Annotated in this window: 16 protein-coding genes; 12 read left to right on the top strand and 4 right to left on the bottom strand. The window is 48.9% G+C overall.

Annotated elements, in window-relative coordinates; genetic code table 11:
• Positions 1 to 13 precede the first annotated feature (13 nt).
• On the bottom strand, positions 14 to 1,237 hold the full coding sequence (locus MKY87_RS14770; RefSeq protein ID WP_340965228.1) for an MFS transporter: 1,224 nt from the start codon (positions 1,235 to 1,237) through the stop codon (positions 14 to 16).
• Positions 1,238 to 1,354: 117 nt separating this feature from the next.
• On the opposite strand from MKY87_RS14770, the gene MKY87_RS14765 reads away from it, so the two are divergent.
• The 9 genes from MKY87_RS14765 (at position 1,355) to MKY87_RS14725 (ending at position 13,271) form a co-directional block, all read left to right on the top strand.
• Positions 1,355 to 2,158: an AraC family transcriptional regulator gene (locus MKY87_RS14765; RefSeq protein WP_340965225.1), complete on the top strand. Its 804-nt coding sequence runs from the start codon at positions 1,355 to 1,357 to the stop codon at positions 2,156 to 2,158.
• A 356-nt stretch (positions 2,159 to 2,514) separates the two neighbouring features.
• Positions 2,515 to 3,432, top strand: coding sequence for an ABC transporter permease (locus MKY87_RS14760; protein ID WP_240768206.1), 918 nt, complete (start codon positions 2,515 to 2,517; stop codon positions 3,430 to 3,432).
• Between the two features lie 29 nt (positions 3,433 to 3,461).
• Positions 3,462 to 4,343 carry a carbohydrate ABC transporter permease gene (locus MKY87_RS14755; protein WP_091035631.1) on the top strand — a complete coding sequence of 294 codons (882 nt, stop codon included), beginning with the start codon at positions 3,462 to 3,464 and terminating at the stop codon, positions 4,341 to 4,343.
• A 69-nt stretch (positions 4,344 to 4,412) separates the two neighbouring features.
• Entirely contained in the window at positions 4,413 to 6,008 is a 1,596-nt protein-coding gene (locus tag MKY87_RS14750; protein ID WP_340965223.1) for an extracellular solute-binding protein, read from the top strand.
• 39 nt (positions 6,009 to 6,047) lie between these two features.
• Positions 6,048 to 7,025 (top strand): LacI family DNA-binding transcriptional regulator, encoded by a 978-nt coding sequence (locus MKY87_RS14745; protein ID WP_340965221.1) that lies wholly within the window; start codon positions 6,048 to 6,050, stop codon positions 7,023 to 7,025.
• Between the two features lie 26 nt (positions 7,026 to 7,051).
• Positions 7,052 to 8,164, top strand: a complete 1,113-nt coding sequence (locus tag MKY87_RS14740; RefSeq protein WP_340965218.1) for a glycoside hydrolase family 88/105 protein — start codon at positions 7,052 to 7,054, stop codon at positions 8,162 to 8,164.
• Complete coding sequence (locus MKY87_RS14735; protein WP_340965216.1) at positions 8,161 to 9,216, top strand: pectinesterase family protein; 1,056 nt, start codon at positions 8,161 to 8,163, stop codon at positions 9,214 to 9,216. Before MKY87_RS14740 ends, MKY87_RS14735 begins: the two co-directional genes overlap by 4 nt.
• A 383-nt stretch (positions 9,217 to 9,599) precedes the next feature.
• On the top strand, positions 9,600 to 11,171 hold the full coding sequence (locus MKY87_RS14730; RefSeq protein WP_445669421.1) for a chitinase: 1,572 nt from the start codon (positions 9,600 to 9,602) through the stop codon (positions 11,169 to 11,171).
• Entirely contained in the window at positions 11,172 to 13,271 is a 2,100-nt protein-coding gene (locus MKY87_RS14725; protein WP_340965214.1) for a glycosyl hydrolase family 18 protein, read from the top strand. It begins immediately after the preceding gene.
• 160 nt (positions 13,272 to 13,431) lie between these two features.
• Here the strand turns inward: MKY87_RS14725 and MKY87_RS14720 are convergent, their stop codons facing one another.
• Positions 13,432 to 14,289 (bottom strand): aldo/keto reductase, encoded by an 858-nt coding sequence (locus tag MKY87_RS14720; protein WP_340965212.1) that lies wholly within the window; start codon positions 14,287 to 14,289, stop codon positions 13,432 to 13,434.
• A 196-nt stretch (positions 14,290 to 14,485) separates the two neighbouring features.
• Positions 14,486 to 15,700: an MFS transporter gene (locus tag MKY87_RS14715; RefSeq protein ID WP_340965210.1), complete on the bottom strand. Its 1,215-nt coding sequence runs from the start codon at positions 15,698 to 15,700 to the stop codon at positions 14,486 to 14,488.
• A 164-nt stretch (positions 15,701 to 15,864) separates the two neighbouring features.
• Here MKY87_RS14715 and MKY87_RS14710 point away from each other — a divergent pair, with 164 nt between their 5' ends.
• The 3 genes from MKY87_RS14710 to MKY87_RS14700 all read left to right on the top strand — a co-directional run bounded on the left by MKY87_RS14710 (position 15,865) and on the right by MKY87_RS14700 (position 17,529).
• On the top strand, positions 15,865 to 16,260 hold the full coding sequence (locus tag MKY87_RS14710) for a winged helix-turn-helix transcriptional regulator (RefSeq protein ID WP_017691613.1): 396 nt from the start codon (positions 15,865 to 15,867) through the stop codon (positions 16,258 to 16,260).
• Positions 16,257 to 16,934 (top strand): TIGR00266 family protein, encoded by a 678-nt coding sequence (locus MKY87_RS14705; RefSeq protein WP_017691614.1) that lies wholly within the window; start codon positions 16,257 to 16,259, stop codon positions 16,932 to 16,934. The genes MKY87_RS14710 and MKY87_RS14705 overlap by 4 nt, the downstream gene beginning before the upstream one ends.
• 133 nt (positions 16,935 to 17,067) lie before the next feature.
• Positions 17,068 to 17,529, top strand: a complete 462-nt coding sequence (locus MKY87_RS14700) for a MarR family winged helix-turn-helix transcriptional regulator (protein WP_338589296.1) — start codon at positions 17,068 to 17,070, stop codon at positions 17,527 to 17,529.
• A gap of 144 nt (positions 17,530 to 17,673) precedes the next feature.
• On the opposite strand, the gene MKY87_RS14695 is transcribed toward MKY87_RS14700, so the two are convergent.
• Positions 17,674 to 18,648: an aldo/keto reductase gene (locus MKY87_RS14695; RefSeq protein WP_339787886.1), complete on the bottom strand. Its 975-nt coding sequence runs from the start codon at positions 18,646 to 18,648 to the stop codon at positions 17,674 to 17,676.
• Between the last annotated feature and the right edge of the window lie 81 nt (positions 18,649 to 18,729).

Raw genomic sequence — 18,729 nt, 5'->3', positions numbered from 1 at the left:
GTTTCAACGGTTATCACGCTGTTCTTGGTTGGTCCTTGCGTAGAAATACGGCACACACACCAAGCAGTGGCAAAAACGAACATAACTTGATAACAAACGAAATGCTGGTCACGTCAATTAAGGAACCTAAAACAACCGAACCAAGTCCAGCCATTCCGAACGACAGGCCAAAAAATAACCCGGATACCGTACCAATATGACGAGGAAGCAGTTCCTGCGCATAAACAATGATGACGCTGAAACCGGACATCAGGATGAGTCCAATCATTCCACACAACACCATGGACAAGACGGGCCCTGCATAAGGTAGCAACAGGGAAAACGGTGCAGTACCTGCAATGGAGAACCAGATCATCGGCTTGCGTCCGTATCGGTCAGCGAGTGGTCCACCAAGCAAGGTTCCGACCATGCCTGCAAATTGCAAAATAAACAGACAGATCTGTGCCTGGGAGAGAGGCAAGTCATATGCATCGGCATAATAGAAGGCGTAGTACCCGGTCATGCCTGCAATATATACGAATTTGGAGAACAGCAGCAGGATGAGGATACCCATGGTAAAAGCGATGAATCCCCTGCTCACAGGCCGAGGTGCTGGCTCTGCGCCGCTTGATTTTAGAGGCTGTTGCTGACGAATGCGAGTCTCGGCAAGTTTGTCTCTGTACCAGCGACTGACCATAGACTGAATGAAGATGCCGATCAGGGCAAAGCCCATCAGCCATAGAAAACTACGCTGCCCATGTGGCAGCAGGATGAAGGCGACCAGTAATGGAGCAATAGCCTGTCCTGTGTTGCCTCCCACCTGAAAGATCGACTGCGCCATTCCGCGTCCACGGCCGGCTGCCATATGAGCCACGCGTGATGACTCGGGGTGCAGGATGGATGAGCCTATGCCAATCAATGCTGCCGAAACAAGCAGCATCCATAACTCGGAAGACAAGGCTAAGCCGAGAACACCGATCAGGGAGAATAACATGCCTCCGGGAAGCAGGATCGGCATGGGCTTGCGGTCTGACATATAACCGACCAGTGGCTGAAGGACGGATGCGGTAATATTCAGGGTGAAGGCAATCCAGCCCATCTGGGCGAAACTGAGCTGCATGGTCTGCTGGAATAGCGGGAAAGCAGATGGAACCACCGTCTGCATCGCATCATTCAGCAGGTGGGCGAAGCTGACTCCGGCAAGTGCCCAATTGGCGGAGGAGTTGATTTGCATTTTGCTTAAAGTGGCCTGAGCCATGGGAGATCACCTCGAATTATTTTTTTCTATGATAAAAGATGGGAGCAGATCATGTCTTTGTGAAAAGTGCTTGGAAAGTGAGCACGATTTGCTATAATGTCTGCAGGTGAGCAAACGATGGAATTAAACATGACGCTAAATGGGTTGGAATTATGGAAAGCTACCGGAGGGTTCGCAAATGAACCTCATGTGCATGATGACTGGTATCAGCTAACGCTGCCGGTCAGAGGCCAATGTTATCTGGTGCAGGAACGGTATGATTATCCTCTGAAGGCAGGCATGGGGATTATTGCCCATCCCCAGACTGAGCATTATTTTGAGATAGGGTCGGATTCGGCTGTCATTGTGATCAAGTTCCGCAAACCGCCATTAGGCAGTTTTGAAGGTGCGGAGTTAAATGGGGGACGAGCTGAATTTCGACCTACCCAGACATTTGATCCTGCTGAGATAAACAGTCTGTTTCGTGGCTGGAATTCCATTTTGTTAGATGATGTGCCCGAAATGCTGCAAGTGCAGGAAACAGAATTGGCGATCGAGACGTATCTAAGACGTATGTTGACGGGGCAGGAAAATGGAAAAAGGACTGTAAATCCCGGTACATTCATTGATCCTCATCTCCAACGAGTGCTGGATTACATTCACAGTGCCTACACAGGTCCAATGGATATTGATTCGATGGCGATGGTCGCGCATCAGAGCCGGTATCATTTTATGCGTTCTTTCAAAGCTCTTACGGGAACAACACCGTATCAATATTTGCTGAAATTGCGCGTAGAAGAAGCGTCCAAGAGGCTTCGCCATACAACAGATTCAGTGACCACAATCAGTTATGAACTGGGGTTTTCCAGCGTCAGTCAGTTTTACAGAGCCTTTCAGCGAGTGTATGATATGACACCGATGGAATATCGGAATCACATTTAGATTTTAACGGGCAGTCTCGCATATGCGAGACTGTATTTTAGTACGTTATAACATGACACTGATTTTTGTTGTTGCCAAACATTGAAGACTTTGCTAAGATGGGAAAAAGTTTATGTAAGCGTATACATTTAAGTTAAAATTACAACGTTGTAATTATGTTTATGGCAAGTGTTGAAAAGAAAGAAATATGGTGTGAGGAGGACTATTTCAAGTAATTATCTCGTTAGTACGTATAATGAGATAGGTTATTACAAAATGTGAATGAGATGAATAACAAATACGTCAGTGAAATGACAGTTCCTTTTTAATCAAAAATTCAAACGTTGTAATTATGTAGCGAAGGGGAGTGCTTTACGTTGAAAAAACGCATGTCCACGCTGTTCAGCCTGATCAGACGGGATAAATATTTGCTACTGATGTTTTCGCCTATCTTTCTGTATTACCTCATCTTCATGTACCTTCCGATGCCTGGCGTGCTGTTGGCATTTCGTAATTTCTTGCCGGGGCAGGGCATGCTCAGCGGGGAGTGGGTGGGACTGCGCTGGTTCGAACAGTTCGTGAATTCCATTTACTTCTGGCGACTGCTACGTAACACATTTTTGCTCGCCTTCCTGCCGCTCCTGTTTGGTTTCTCCATTCCGATTTTATTCGCTGTCTGCATCGTGGAGATCAAGAACCGGACATTCAAGCGATTTGCCCAGACCGTTACGTACCTTCCTCACTTCATCTCCACTGTCGTTGTAGCCGGCATGATTATTAACTTCCTGTCACCAACAGACGGTATTGTGAACACCCTCATCGCAAGTCTTGGCATGGAAAAAGTGAACTTCATGATGGATGCCAGCTGGTTCCGTACCATCTTCACAAGTTCCGACATCTGGCAGAGCTTTGGCTTCAGCTCCATCATCTACATTGCAGCCATTATGGGGATCGACCCCGAGATGTATGATTCCGGCAAAATTGACGGCGTCAACAAATTCCAGGAGTTATGGCACCTGACCCTTCCCAGTATCAAACCAACCATTGTCATTCTTCTGCTTCTGTCGCTTGGCGGCATTATGAGTGTAGGTTTCGAGAAAGTATATCTGCTCTACAATGGAGCCACCTACGAAACGGCAGATGTCCTGTCCACTTATGTATACCGGATGGGGATTGAGGGCCAGAATTACGGCTTCGCCACAGCGGTCGGCCTGTTCAACTCCGTTATCACCTTTGTCCTTGTGTTTGCTGCCAATTCCATGACCCGCCGCCTGACCAAGATGTCACTCTGGTAAGACTATAACCCGGACCAAAGGAGACCTGTATGCAAAAATCGAGAAGTGACCGTTTATTCTACGGATGTGTCTACCTGCTGACCATACTGGCGGTTGTTGTCACGTTGTATCCCTTTCTGTACGTCATTAGTATTTCATTCAGCTCGGTGGATGCCATCGACAAACAAAAAGTGGTATTGTGGCCCGTTGGATTTACCCTGTCGGGTTACCAAATGGTACTGCAATACAAGGAGTTATGGGTTTCGTTCTACAACACCCTCTGGTACACCGTGGTAGGCACACTGTTAAACATTGTGGCAACATGTCTTGCCGCGTTTCCATTATCCAGACAGCAGTTTTTCTTGCGTCGCAAGCTGAATTTTTTCATTGCTTTCACCATGTATTTCTCGGGTGGACTCATTCCGGTCTACATGTTGATTACTTCGCTTGGGCTGTACAATACCCGCTGGGTCATGGTGCTGCCTGTGCTGGTGATTACGTTTAACGTCATGATCTGCCGCTCAGCGTTCGAAGGCATTCCAAATGAAATATTCGAAAGTGCCAGTATAGACGGGGCCAACGAGATGACGATGCTATATCGTCTGGCGGTTCCGATCATCAAGCCAACACTGGCTGTGCTCACGCTGTACTATGCGGTATTCCACTGGAACAACTTTTTCACGGCCCTATTATATCTAGGCAAACAGGATATGCAGCCCTTACAGATGTTCCTGCGAAGAGTGCTGATCATGGCTTCGCCGGAAGTGATGCAAAAGATGGGCGGTACGATGACATCCGGTGCGCTTGCGGTATCAACGCTTCAGGTCCGTTATGTATCCATTGTGGTCAGCATTCTGCCTATTGTTACGATCTACCCGTTTATCCAACGGTACTTCGTTAAGGGGATTACCCTCGGAGCCGTGAAAGGATAGCTTTACTTACTTAAGTGTCATGTCATTCAAGGGAGTTCAAAATGGTTCATACCTAAGGAGGAATGATGGATGAGATTTAAAGGGGCAGGAAGAAAAAGTGTAATGGCAGCGATACTGGCAATCAGCCTGGCGGGATGCAGCGGTGGAACAGGGGCGGGAACCGATGCGGGGAGCACCCCGTCCAGTTCGGAGCCAGCCTTCAATTATACTGGGGCAGGGCCGGTAACGGATCAACCAGATGCCAAGCTGTCTATTCTCGGCACCAACGCCTGGACGACGAACGTGGATCTGTCCACCGCAGCGATCGTTAAGAAAATCGAGGGCAACGCCGGTGTTACGGTGGATTGGGATCTAATTCCGCCGCAGAACTATGCGGATGCCGTAAATCCGAGGCTGGCTGCCGGTACGGGCTTGCCCGATATCGTGTACCTGCCGGATCAGGATCAATTGATGAAGTACATCAATAGTGGCCTGTTTATCCCGATTGACGAGCTGGTAGAGAAGTACGGCGTGAATCTCAAAAAAATATATGAAAAGTCCCCTTCGGTTAAAGCCAGTTTAACGACGCCAGATGGTAAAATGTATTATATTCCGCAGCAGACGTTAACCCGCAACTACATGCCGGTATTTATGGTCAATGTGCGCTGGCTTGATAAGCTGGGATTAAGCGAGCCGACCACGCTGGATGAATTTACGGCGATGCTGCGCAAGTTCAAGACAGATGACCCGAACGGCAACGGAAAAGCCGATGAGATTCCGCTGTCCATGGAAGCCAAATTTGTGTCCATGGCCTTTGGCCCGGCATTTGGACTTGATCTGTCCAATCAGTTTTATGCAGACGATCAGGGCAAGGTACATTTCAGCTACTATGAGCCGGCGTACAAGGAGTACCTGACCTATCTGAACGGACTGTACAAGGAAGGTCTGCTTGGGGTGGATTATGCGAGTACCACGAGTGATCAGGTCACATCGCGCATCTCTCAGGATGTGACGGGAGCAACGTTTAATTTTAGCTGGTATATGTCGATGGTCTACAGCCCGTTGTTCAAGGATTACAATCCGGAAGAGCCAATCATCAAAGGCATTCTGCCACTGAAAGGACCGCATGGGGATCAGTTCTACGTAGGACGTACACCAGTGAGTGGCATCTTCGGCATCACGCGGGACAGTAAAAATCCGGAGCTGGCTTTCCGTTTCCTGGATTATGCGGTAAGTGAAGAGGCACAGACGTATTATACGTGGGGCATCAAGGATGACACGTATACGGAAGAGAATGGCGTGAAGACATTCACGGACAAAGGCAAGGACAATGAATACATTCAGAAGCTCGGCATTGGTCCGGTGAATCTGCCGAACATCCAATCCACCGATTCTGCTGATTCCGTCGTAGCCCCTTGGCATGCAAAGATGGATAAGGAACTGGAGCCTTATGTGCGCGAACCGTTCCCGTTTGTCTATGCCCTGCCGGATGAAGCGAGCGTGGAGAGCATGGCGATGCCTGACATCACCACATATGTGGAAGAGATGAACTTCAAGTTTATTAGCGGTGACGCCAGTCTGGACCAGTTTGACAGTTATATTGAGACGTTGAAGAAGATGAATATAGAGCAGGTTATTGCGGGCAGACAGGCACAATATGATCGTTATAAGGCTGCACAGAAATAGGAAATAGGGTTTCAGGCGTATGAGAGGTGTTGATTGATTTTGATAACCATTAAAGACATTGCCAAACTGGCGGGGGTGAGCTATAGCACGGTATCGAAGGCACTGAATGATGATCCCCGAATCAAACCGGCAACAAAGCAGAAGGTGCTTGCGGTCGCGGAGAAACACCAGTATCGGAAAAACATGCTGGCCCGGCAACTCTCCACCGGCAGGAGCAACATCATCGGTTTTGTGCTGGATGAGCTGAGCAATCCGTTATTCTCCAACATCTCCGGCCGTCTGCACACCGAGTTGAAAAAGCGGGGATATCAGATGATTCTGGTTGTGGCGGACGATGGTGTGGATGTATTCAGCCAGCTGCGCGTGGACGGATGTATTCTGTGGGACTATGCATTGGACAATCGTGATGTATTTTGGAAAAAGTTCGCAACACTCAACATGCCATGTTTTGTGCTGGGTACAGATGAAGCGCCGAACTCTCCTTACATCAAGATTGATCGCAAAGAAGGGCTGTTCAAAGCAGTGGAGCATCTGAAATCGCTGGGCCACAGCCGAATCGGATTCATCGGCAACTCCCAGCATGTCAAGCTGGAGGGATACAGGGAAGCATTGCAGCGCACGGGTCTGGCTTTTAACGAAGACCATGTGCTGCCAGCGTATTCCTCCTGGGAAGACGGGTATTTTGCCATACGTAATCATACGTTTGGGCCGGAGTCGCCGACAGCTTTTATTGGGCTGAACAACCTGGTCACCCGAGGGGCGCTCCGGGCTTTGCTTGAGGCAGGTTACAGCGTTCCGCGCGATATCTCGTTAATTGGGTATGATGATCTGCCGGATATGCAGTATGCCGAAGTGGCCTTGACGACGATTGGCCCGTCTCTGGATGAACTGGCCGTGCAGGCAGCAGAGCTGATTGTATCGTTAATCCGTGATGAACAGGTCGATGTTCCGGTAGTCATTCAGCCCAAGCTGAACCTTCGCAATTCAACAGCCGTTAGTCATACATGTATTAGGTGAGTACAACAATCAAGGAGGAATTGCTTATGCAGGTACAGACACAGTTATCCTGGTCTGAGCGAATTGCAGCAACGATCATCCAGCAATGTGACGGGGACGGTTATCATGCGTTCCCTTCGGGACGATGGGCTTACGTGGAAGGCATGACCTTGATGGCAATGGCACGAACCGGGCAGTATTATGGTAAGCAAGAGTATGTTGATTTTATGAAAAAACATATGGACTTGTATATCCAGCCGGACGGCTCTATTGGCACCTATACTTTGGAAGAATATAATCTGGATCAGATTAATCAGGGGAAAAACCTGTTTGCATTACTGGATGGTGCTGAAGATCAGCGTTACGCAGAAGCGGCGCATCTCTTGGCCGCACAGCTCGCGGGGCAACCCCGAACGTCGGAGGGTGGTTTCTGGCACAAAAAAATCTATCCATTCCAGATGTGGCTGGACGGACTGTATATGTCCTCTCCCTTTTTGTCCGAGTATGCGAAGACATTTCATCAACCCGAGTTATGGGATGAAGTGGCACATCAGATTCTACTGATCGAACGCCAGACCCGTGATCCGCGGACCGGACTGCTCTATCATGGCTGGGATGAATCGAAGGAGCAGGTCTGGGCAGATTCATCGACAGGGTGCTCGCCACACTTCTGGAGCCGGGCGATGGGCTGGTATGCCATGGCGATTGTAGACAGCGTGGAGCATTTCCCTGTGAATCATCCAAAACGCGGCACCATCATCGGCATCTTCGAACGGATGTGCCACGCTTTGGTACGCGTGCAGGAGCAGGAGAGCGGGTTATGGTTCCAGGTGCTGGATCAGGGCTTCCGCAAAGGCAACTATCTGGAAGCATCCGGGTCAAGCATGTTTATATATGCACTTGCCAAGGGTGTGAGGCTGAGGTATCTGGAGCCGAATTTCAGAGCTGCGGCGGAGAAAGGATGGCAGGGACTTTCCTCCAGATTGGTGGAGGAGACGCCTGAGGGAGTTCGGTTGAACGGGATCTGTCATGGCGCAGGACTAAGTCTGGACCGGGATGGCTCGTACAACTACTATGTAAGCGAAGCAGTTGTAAGCGATTCCTTTATGGGCATGGCTCCTCTCCTGCTGGCAGCACTGGAAATGGAGCGATTGCCATGACACAGCAGAGATTGCCGAATACAGCATTGGAATCATCGGCTCCCTGTCTGACTGTTTCTTCAGATGGGACGGGGGATTATGTTACGATCCAGGCTGCAGTTGATGCGCTGCCGGAGAATGGCATGGGAAACATCCCGATTCGGGTGAAGGCTGGTGTATATCATGAGAAGTTGCATATGGAGAAGCCGGGCATCCACCTTATTGGAGAGGGAGCGGAGCAGACCATCATTACGTATGATGATCATGCACTCAAGAAGTTCCCGGACGGGTCGCCATATCATACGTTTCATTCCTATACAGCTTTCATCGGTGCTGATGATTTCACGGCAGAGGGCATTTCCTTCGTCAATGCTGCCGGACCGGGCAAGCAGGTTGGTCAGGCGCTGGCCGTTTACGTAGATGGAGACCGGGCGGCCTTTCGCCGCTGTCGTCTGATCGGTCACCAGGATACGATCTTCACCGGACCACTGCCGGAGCAGCCCATGGATCGCAGTTACTTTGGCGGGCCACGCGATGGTGCCGAACGGCGCAAACTGCGGCAGTATTTCGAAGACTGTTACATCGAAGGTGATATCGATTTTATTTTTGGTTCGGCTACCGTGGTGTTTAAGGGTTGCGAGATCTTTACGAAGAATCGCCTGACTGAGGCAGAGGCTGCGGATGGACAAGTGAACGGTTGGATTACCGCAGCATCTACGCCGGAGGATGTGCGTTACGGCTATGTGTTTCTGGATTGTGATCTGACCAGCAATGCTCCGCCGCAGTCGGTGTATCTAGGCAGACCGTGGCGTCATCATGCCAAAGTCTGTTTTCTGAACTGCTGGATCGGCGCTCATGTGAAGCGGGAGGGATGGCACAACTGGAACAAGACAGATGCAGAGCAGACCGTTCAGTATGCGGAATATAACAGCGCCGGGCCTGGTGCTGGATGTGCTGCTGATCGTGTGCCTTGGGCCAAAATACTGACTGAACAGGAAGCGGCGGAGTACTCCATAACCCGTGTGCTATCCGGGAGTGATGGATGGCAGCCTTTTGAAGGGAGAGGGGAGTAGTTGCAGTAATATACGCCCTCTTCTCTGCGCAATATCTAACACAGGTTTTCTTTCAAGTCTCCTAAGGACTTGGCGGAAAACCTTTTTTGTGCGCTATATTACATTTTTCGCCCCCAATAGAACTATTTTATCCCTTATCTCTTTTGCATTTTACTGATTAAATACAGGGTGAGGATCTGTAAATTCCCTGTAAAATATGGATGATGTCTTCTGAAAAAGAAAACGAGAGGGAAGGTCCATTTTGGTAGGGAAGGGAGTGAAGTGACACGCAACATCAGATGGCTGAATGAGGCTGGCTCTTATCGATCACAGATCAGATGCAGGTGGACGATTGATGCTTTGTTTGCAAGGTGAACGTATCCTTAGTACAGGAGGGATTTTGCTTGAATCAAGCTGTTCGATTCCGCCCGGTCATTACATTTGCTTTGACATTTCTTCTCCTTATTTTGTGGTTTGCACCGAGAGCTGACGCCGCCGCCCAGTGGCAGGCAGGCATCGCATACAAGAAAGGAGACCTCGTAACATATCAAAATAAAGATTATGAGTGTATTCAGGCCCACACGGCGTTGAACGGATGGGAGCCCTCTGTTGTGCCCGCGTTGTGGAAATACGTCGGGGAAGGTTCGGGAGGTGAAACGCCAACGCCAGATACGGCACCACCTTCTACTCCTGCCGGTCTGACCTCATCCTCCATCACGGACACCTCCGTTAGTCTTTCCTGGAATGCATCCACGGATAATGTGGGCGTAGCGGGATACGAGGTTTACCGGAACGGTGTTCTTGTGACAAGTACTTCAACTACAACAGCTGTAGTCACGGGACTGACAGCCAGCACAACCTATGCTTTTACGGTAAAAGCCAAAGATGCCGCAGGCAATATATCCGCTGCGAGCAACTCCCTCAGTGTAACAACTTCCAACGGATCTTCTAACCCTGGGCCAACCGGCAGCAAATGGCTGATCGGCTACTGGCACAACTTCGATAATGGTTCAACGAATATCAGACTTCGTAACGTATCAACAGCCTATGACGTCATTAATGTCTCCTTTGCCGAACCGATTTCACATGGCAGCGGAACGCTTGCTTTTACTCCATACAATGCAACGATAGCCGAATTCAAATCCGATATTGCCTATCTTCAAAGTCAGGGGAAAAAAGTACTGCTTTCCATGGGGGGAGCCAACGGTACCATTGAACTTACCGACACGACCAAGAGACAGCAATTCGAAGAATCGTTAAAATCAATCATTTCCACCTATGGTTTCAACGGTCTTGATATCGATCTGGAAGGAAGCTCTCTGTCTCTGAATGCAGGGGATACCGATTTCCGTAGTCCAACTACACCGAAAATTATTAACCTCATCCAAGGCGTGAAAGCGGTTAAGTCACACTTCGGCACCAATTTCATCCTGACGGCTGCGCCGGAGACGGCCTATGTACAGGGAGGATATTTGAGCTACGGCGGCCCTTGGGGAGCATACCTGCCAGTCATCCATGCCTTGCGTAATGACCTGACCCTGCTTCATGTGCAGCACTATAACACGGGCTCCATGGTGGGGCTGGATGGGCGCTCTTACGCTCAAGGAACAGCTGATTTCCATGTGGCCATGGCGGAGATGCTGCTTCAAGGCTTTCATGTAGGCGGCAGCACAGGCCCTTTCTTTAGTCCCTTGCGACCGGACCAGATTGCAATCGGCGTACCGGCTTCCCAGCAGGCTGCCGGAGGCGGATATACAACGCCAGCCGATCTGCAGAAGGCGTTGAATTATTTGATCAAAGGTGTGTCATACGGCGGTTCCTATACCTTGCTCCAGCCTGCGGGCTATGGGGGGATAAAAGGGATTATGACCTGGTCAATCAACTGGGACGCATATACGAATAACCAGTTTTCGAGCGCACATCGTCCGTTCCTGAACGGGCTGAGTACGCAAACGACAAAGGAGGTTGTGTATTAGATGATACATTTAAATAAACACACTGCTTTCAAGAAGGCTGCAACGTTTTTACTGGGTCTATCCCTGCTCTTATCTGTCATTGTTCCTTCTTTTGTGCTCCAACCCGCTACGGCAGCAGCAGCTGATTCTTATAAAATTGTTGGTTACTACCCGTCCTGGGCTGCGTATGGGAGAAATTATAATGTAACGGATATCGACCCGACCAAAGTCACGCATATCAACTATGCTTTTGCCGATATTTGCTGGAATGGTATTCATGGAAATCCGGACCCTTCGGGCCCCAATCCGGTGACCTGGACGTGCCAGAATGAAAAGAGCCAGACGATCAATGTACCAAATGGAACAATTGTGCTTGGCGATCCATGGATTGATACCGGCAAGACATTTGCAGGGGATACGTGGGATCAGCCCATTGCAGGCAATATCAATCAGCTTAACAAGCTGAAACAGATCAATCCTAATCTGAAGACAATCATCTCCGTCGGAGGATGGACATGGTCCAACCGCTTCTCTGATGTAGCTGCGACTGCGGCAACGCGAGAGGTGTTTGCAAACTCTGCCGTCGACTTCCTGCGAAAATACAATTTTGACGGGGTAGACCTGGACTGGGAGTACCCGGTATCAGGCGGGCTTGATGGTAACAGCAAACGTCCTGAGGATAAGCAGAACTATACCCTGCTTCTGAGCAAAATCCGTGAGAAGCTGGATGCTGCCGGAGTTGTGGACGGCAAGAAGTATCTGCTTACAATTGCAAGCGGTGCATCGACGACTTATGCTGCGAATACTGAGCTTGCCAATATAGCTGCCATCGTCGACTGGATTAATATTATGACATACGATTTTAACGGGGCCTGGCAACAAATCAGCGCGCATAACGCGCCGTTGAACTATGACCCTGCGGCTTCAGCCGCTGGTGTGCCAGATGCCAATACATTTAACGTAGCTGCCGGAGCACAAGGACATTTGAATGCTGGCGTGCCTGCCGCCAAACTTGTGCTTGGTGTTCCATTCTATGGCCGCGGCTGGGATGGATGCGCACAGGCGAGCAATGGCCAGTATCAGACCTGTGCGGGAGGTTCTTCGGTTGGAACATGGGAAGCAGGCTCCTTTGATTTCTATGATCTGGAGACCAATTACATTAACAAAAACGGGTACACGCGTTACTGGAATGATACGGCCAAGGTGCCATATCTCTATAACGCGACCAACAAGCGATTTATTAGCTATGACGATGCGGAGTCTATTGGATATAAAACCGCTTATATCAAAAGCAAAGGACTCGGCGGAGCGATGTTCTGGGAACTTAGCGGTGACCGGAACAAAACACTTCAAAATAAACTGAAAGCCGATCTGCCTACCGGAGGTCCAGTGCCTCCAGCAGATACGACGGCTCCAAGCGTACCCGGTAATGCCCGTTCGACAGGCGTGACGGCAAACTCGGTGACACTGGCTTGGAATGCTTCAACGGATAATGTAGGGGTTACCGGTTATAACGTCTATAATGGCAATAATCTTGCAACATCCGCCACCGGAACAACAGCAACAATTAGCGGACTTACCGCAGGGACTTCTTATACCTTCACGATCAAAGCAAAGGATGCGGCCGGCAATCTGTCTGCAGCCAGTAATGCTGTAACCGTAAGCACTGCCACTCAGCCGGGAGGGGATACGCAAGCGCCAACTGCACCGACGAACCTGACATCGACAGCGCAAACGACATCCAGTATAACGCTGAGCTGGGCGGCATCCACGGATAACGTGGGTGTAACGGGTTATGATGTGTACAACGGAACGACACTTGCGACATCTGTGACCGGAACGACAGCAACGATCAGCGGGCTTGCTGCGGATACCTCGTATACTTTTACGGTGAAAGCAAAGGATGCAGCGGGGAATGGTTCTGCTGCGAGCAATGCGGTGACCGTGAAAACAACAGCAGGAACGACGAACCCGGGCGTTTCCGCCTGGCAGGCGAATACAGCCTATTCTGTCGGACAGCTGGTCACGTATAGCGGCAAGACATATAAATGTTTGCAGGCCCACACTTCCTTGCCTGGGTGGGAACCATCCAATGTCCCTGCATTGTGGCAGGTTCAATAGTTAAAAAATGGACTACAACATTTTGAATTGAAGCGTGCAGTTTTAGCAAGGCTTGGCTATAGGGAAGAGAATATAACGAAAAAACACCGGCTCCTGGTCCGGTGTTTTTTCGCTATGCTATGTCAATGTCAAATAAAGCAGGCTCCAAAAAGGTTATTCATTAGAAATCGAAGTTGTCCGGATCAGGTCCAACGCGTACATCTTCGTTCAGAGCACTGATCTGATCCATCTCTTCATTTGAAAGTTCAAAGTCGAAGATGGAGGCGTTCTCGATAATCCGGTTTTCCTTGGTGGACTTCGGAATGGTAATGACTCCATTTTGCAGATCCCAACGCAGGATGACTTGTGCAACCGATTTGCCTTTGGCTGAAGCAATCGCCGTGAGCACCGGATTGTCCAAAAGCTGACCTTGCATCAGAGGTGACCAAGCTTCAAGCTGGATACCATGTTTTTCACAGAAAGCCTTAAGCTCAACCTGAGTCAGGCGAGGGTGGTATTCCACCTGATTAATCATCGGTTTCACTTTGGCATCCTGCATCAGGTCTTCGAGATGATGAATCTGGAAGTTGCTTACGCCAATAGCCTTAATGCGGCCGGCTGCGTACAGTTCCTCGATTGCTTTCCAGGCTGCTTTGTATTTGCCGGCCTTAGGCCAGTGAATCAGATACAGGTCAAGGTATTCCAGTCCCAGTTTGTTCAATGTGGTATCGAAAGCCGCAAGTGTCTCTTCATATCCGAGGTCCGCATTCCATACTTTAGATGTAACAAACAGTTCTTCGCGTTTCAGGTTGTTTTCTTGCAAAGCTTCGGCTATAGCTTGGCCAACACCGGCTTCATTGCCGTATATTGCAGCAGTATCAATGCTGCGGTAGCCATGTTTAATCGCATTTTTCACGGCTTCAATCAGTTCAGATCCTTCTTCTACCTTAAATACACCAAGACCGAACCAAGGCATAGAAACACCGTTATGCAGAGTTACTGTGGATTGTAAATGTTGTGCGGTTTGAGCTGTTGTCATGAAATTTCCTCCTTAAAGTGTGTAAAAATCAGTGATTTTAAGCTGAGTTTTCGTTTTTTCATCATACAAAATTAAATCATAGTAGATCAAATTGGGTTCAACGTATTATAGTATAATAAAATACCATGTGAAACCGGTTCCCCTCGAAGACTGGAACTGATATATATAAGAGTGAGACCTATGGTCGGAATGGAAATTAGAACGAAGCTTTCTCCATTTCGACTGATGCATGTTGATCCTTGCTTTCCAGCATTTTAGCCCATGCTGTCAGGATTACAGCAACGAGAACCATCAAGGCTCCGACCCATGTCGTGTGAATCAAACCAATGGAGTCATTGATCACTCCACCCAAATAGGCACCTATAGCGATCCCTGCATTAAATGCGGCGATGTTAAAGGCTGAGGCTACATCCTTGGCCTGTGGTGCATATCGTTCAGCCAAGGTTACAACGTACATCTGAAGACCGGGCACATTCATGAAGGCGAGCAGACCCATACCCATAATGGTGAGCAGTGCTGCCAACTTAAACGGGACGGTGAAGTACATCACGCCGAGAATGATGGTCTGAATGATGAACATGTAGAAGAGCGCCTTGAGCGGGTTGCGATTGGCTGCTCTGCCGCCGATGATGTTGCCAACAGCAATGGCGATTCCGTACAACAACAGAATGAACGCTACCGTTTTCTCGGAATATCGGCTGATATCATGCAACAACGGGGACAGATACGTAAAGACTACAAATGTTCCTCCGTACCCAACGGCAGTGATGGCAAAAGCAAGCAGTAAGCGTCCACCTGTAACGAGCTTCAGCTGATCCCGAATTGCCGTTCTTGTTCCTCGCTTCAACGTGGATGGCACGAGTATCAGGTTTCCGATCATTGCAATAATGCCAACCACAACAATCAGGATAAAGGCAGCACGCCAGCCCCAATGTTGACCAATGAGTGTACCGAGAGGTACACCGGTTACTGTGGCAATGGTAAGACCGGAGAACATGATGGCAATGGCACTTGCCCTACGGTTGGCAGGCACCAGATCGGCTGCAATCGTGGAGCCAATGGACATGAACACCCCGTGTGCCAGAGCGGATACTACTCTTGCAATGAGTAACATGGTGATGCCCGTCGATAGTGCAGCCATCGTGTTACCCGCAATGAAGACAATCATGATGGCAAGCAATAGCGTTTTGCGTGATATGGTAGACGTCAGTGAGGTCAGCACAGGAGCCCCAAAGGTAACGCCTAATGCATATAAAGTAACGGTCAGTCCCGCTGAAGTTACGGAAATGCCCAGGTCATCTGCAATGAGGGGCAGTAGCCCAACGCTGATAAATTCTGTGGTACCGATCGCGAATGCACTAATGGCCAGCGCAAGCAATGCCCACGTGCTGCGCTTTGAATCTTGTAACATTTCTTGCTCAACTCCCCCGAATGTAGATTTACGTACCGGCAAATGCTATTATGAGTTATTCGGTATAGATTGAATAGTACGTACTTTTTAGTACCCTACGTACTTTTTGGTGCCTGTACAGCATGCGACGGATGTAATCCAATTCATCAGGGAGGAAGCAAGTTATGGTCAGAAAAAAATATAACATCTCGGTTGAAGCTACCCTAGAAGTGATCGGTGGCAAGTGGAAATGCGTTATTCTCTGTCATCTGACACATGGGAAAAGACGAACCAGTGATCTTAAGCGTATTATGCCCGCAATTACACAGAAAATGTTAACACAGCAACTGAGAGAGCTTGAAAACGACGGAATCGTAAACCGAATCGTATATAATCAGGTCCCTCCCAAAGTAGAATACGAATTGAGTGATTACGGGAGAAGTCTTGAACCAATTCTCAATGCGCTCTGTAATTGGGGAGATCAACATATTGTGAAGGAATACGGAGACAAATCAGCAGTTCTGGAAGATAATGGACTCAATGATTTTAACTCTGACAATAGGGAGCTGGTGCAACCGTGAACTATGAGATTTTATATGATGGTGCTTTTGCGATGCTCAAGGTACATTTGCAGCGGGGAGAGCGGTTCAAGGCCGAGAGTGGTGCGATGGTATCCATGACTCCTACGGTTGAATTGAAGGGTTCAGCAGAAGGTGGGATGTTTGCCGGGTTCGGTCGGATGCTGAGCGGTGAGAAGTTTTTCTTTCAGGAACTGACGGCTGCGGGTGGGTCGGCAGAGATCCTGCTCTCACCTTCAAGCATGGGCGATGTAGAAGCTGTTGAATTGGACGGTTCCTATTCACTCTATGTGCAGAAAGACGGATTTCTGGCAGGAACCGAGGGCATTCAGGTGAATACCAAAATGCAGAACCTGAAGAAAGGTCTCTTTTCCGGAGAAGGTTTCTTCATTATTGAGATCAGCGGACGTGGAACCGTATTTCTGTCTTCCTATGGTGCAATCCATGCGATTAATCTGGCAGCAGGTGAAGAAATGATCGTGGATAACGCCCATTTGGTGGCATGGCCTCATTATGTAGATTACCGTATTGAGAAGGCTTCACAGGGCTGGTTATCCAGTGTTACAAGTGGAGAAGGATTGGTATGTCGGTTCCGGGGAGAAGGAACCATTCTTATACAGAGCCGCAATCCGCAAGGATTCGGACAATGGGTGAAGCAGTTTATCCCTGCCCGCTAATTATTTTTTTGAGAAAGAACACACAGAGTTGCAACGGATATGTTTCCATCATCGTTATATGAATAATGGATTTACTTCATTAACTGGTGGGTACATAATCTGTTGCATAAGTCGCACATCATGGAGGTATGAGATGACAAGCTCACGGTATAAAAATGCACAAGAAAGTCCGGGATATCTGTTATGGCAGGTTACATCCATGTGGCAAAAGGAAATACGCAGGGTGCTGGAGCCCCTCGAACTGACACAACCTCAATTTGTATTGTTGCACGCATGTCTGTGGCTCAATGAACATGACGAGGAAGGCAAAGGAGTAACTCAGGTTCAAATTGCTCAGTTTGCCAAGGTGGATGTTAACGTGACTTCTCAGGTGCTGCGTGCTCTTGAAAAAAGGGGATTAATTACCCGCGCTCGTCATCAGACAGATACGCGTGCCAATATTATCACAACAACGGAAGAAGGAACCCGATTGGCTATTGAAGGGATTCATCTGTGTGAGGAGTCGGACAAGGCATTTTTTGAAACTTTGGATGATCGCAAGGAAGAGTACATGGAGATCATGCAGGAGTTTCTTCGTCAAAAAACAGAGGGCTAATCCATAATATACATTTTTTTATTTTATTAAACTACAGATTGTAGTGGGATTGGAAAATTTTCTGAATACTAATGATAATAATATTTATGCAAAATACAAATAGACCTCCTGACTTCATCTTGTCGGGAGGTCTATTTCGGTTGCTCAATCGATTCGGTAGGATGCAAACGGCTCGCGGCGACGGAAAGAGTCACTGATCTGATCCAGTTCGACCAACAGATCAACGGGTAGAGACATGTCCAGACTAGCCAGATTATGTTCCAACTGATCGGTGTGTGTGGCGCCAACAATGACTGTGGATACAGCCGGACGTGTCAGCAGCCATGCGAGTGACAGCACACTTGGGGAGCAGCCATATGAGGCAGCTTTAGCACTCACTTGTTCACTCAGTTGGATATTATGCTCCAGCAGGAAACGGTTGAAAGATGGATCGGTGTCTGCTCTGGACCCGGAAGGTACGCTAGTCTGTCCGTTATATTTACCTGTCAGAATACCACCTGCCAGCGGGAAATACGGGATAATGCCTACACCCTGATCAAGACACATCGGTACCAGTTCCAACTCAGGCGTACGGTCTGCCAGGGAGTAGCTGGTTTGGGTGGAGATGTAGCGCATATAACCTTTCTGTTCACTGATCCCCAGAGCTTTCATCAGCTCCCAGGCTGCGTAGTTGGAGGCTCCGATATAACGGACTTTGCCGGAAGTGACCATATCATCCAGTGTGCGCAGTGTCTCATCCAGCGGTGTATGCGGATCAAAGGTATGGATCTGGTACAGATCCACATAATCCGTTTGCAGACGCCGCAGGCTATGTTCCAGCTCTTGTTGCAAATGGTAGCGGGAGGAACCACGCCCATGAGGACCATCATGCCGGGGTAATCCGGCTTTGGTGGCAAGCACCGCGTTTTCCCGTCGACCTGTAAGAGCCTGTCCAATGATGCGTTCCGATTCCGTGCCTGCGTAGATATTGGCGGTATCGATAAAGTTGATGCCCTGATCCATCGCTGCATGAATAATGCGGGTAGAAGCTGCTTCATCCGCGCGTTTGCCAAACGCATTGGTGCCGAGCCCCAGCGCTGAAACACGCAAACCACTATTGCCTAAACGTCGATAATCCATCTTTCATCGCTCCTTCTCTGTCAGTATTTGTATAGCAGATTATAACGTAATCTATTGAAAACGTGTTATTAATATAGTTAA

The sequence above is a fragment of the Paenibacillus sp. FSL R7-0198 genome, from assembly GCF_038000415.1.
Taxonomy (GTDB): domain Bacteria; phylum Bacillota; class Bacilli; order Paenibacillales; family Paenibacillaceae; genus Paenibacillus.
The sequence above is the reverse complement of the archived record's forward strand: the minus strand, read 5'-3'. Positions and strand labels throughout refer to the sequence as shown.

What these genes read in the sequence shown, in the direction of transcription:
- MKY87_RS14770 (WP_340965228.1), bottom strand. Translation starts at nt 1,237, where the DNA reads ATGGCTCAGGCCACTTTAAGCAAAATGCAAATCAACTCCTCCGCCAAT.
- MKY87_RS14765 (WP_340965225.1), top strand. Translation starts at nt 1,355, where the DNA reads ATGGAATTAAACATGACGCTAAATGGGTTGGAATTATGGAAAGCTACC.
- MKY87_RS14755 (WP_091035631.1), top strand. Translation starts at nt 3,462, where the DNA reads ATGCAAAAATCGAGAAGTGACCGTTTATTCTACGGATGTGTCTACCTG.
- MKY87_RS14750 (WP_340965223.1), top strand. Translation starts at nt 4,413, where the DNA reads ATGAGATTTAAAGGGGCAGGAAGAAAAAGTGTAATGGCAGCGATACTG.
- MKY87_RS14740 (WP_340965218.1), top strand. Translation starts at nt 7,052, where the DNA reads ATGCAGGTACAGACACAGTTATCCTGGTCTGAGCGAATTGCAGCAACG.
- MKY87_RS14735 (WP_340965216.1), top strand. Translation starts at nt 8,161, where the DNA reads ATGACACAGCAGAGATTGCCGAATACAGCATTGGAATCATCGGCTCCC.
- MKY87_RS14725 (WP_340965214.1), top strand. Translation starts at nt 11,172, where the DNA reads ATGATACATTTAAATAAACACACTGCTTTCAAGAAGGCTGCAACGTTT.
- MKY87_RS14720 (WP_340965212.1), bottom strand. Translation starts at nt 14,289, where the DNA reads ATGACAACAGCTCAAACCGCACAACATTTACAATCCACAGTAACTCTG.
- MKY87_RS14715 (WP_340965210.1), bottom strand. Translation starts at nt 15,700, where the DNA reads ATGTTACAAGATTCAAAGCGCAGCACGTGGGCATTGCTTGCGCTGGCC.
- MKY87_RS14710 (WP_017691613.1), top strand. Translation starts at nt 15,865, where the DNA reads ATGGTCAGAAAAAAATATAACATCTCGGTTGAAGCTACCCTAGAAGTG.
- MKY87_RS14700 (WP_338589296.1), top strand. Translation starts at nt 17,068, where the DNA reads ATGACAAGCTCACGGTATAAAAATGCACAAGAAAGTCCGGGATATCTG.
- MKY87_RS14695 (WP_339787886.1), bottom strand. Translation starts at nt 18,648, where the DNA reads ATGGATTATCGACGTTTAGGCAATAGTGGTTTGCGTGTTTCAGCGCTG.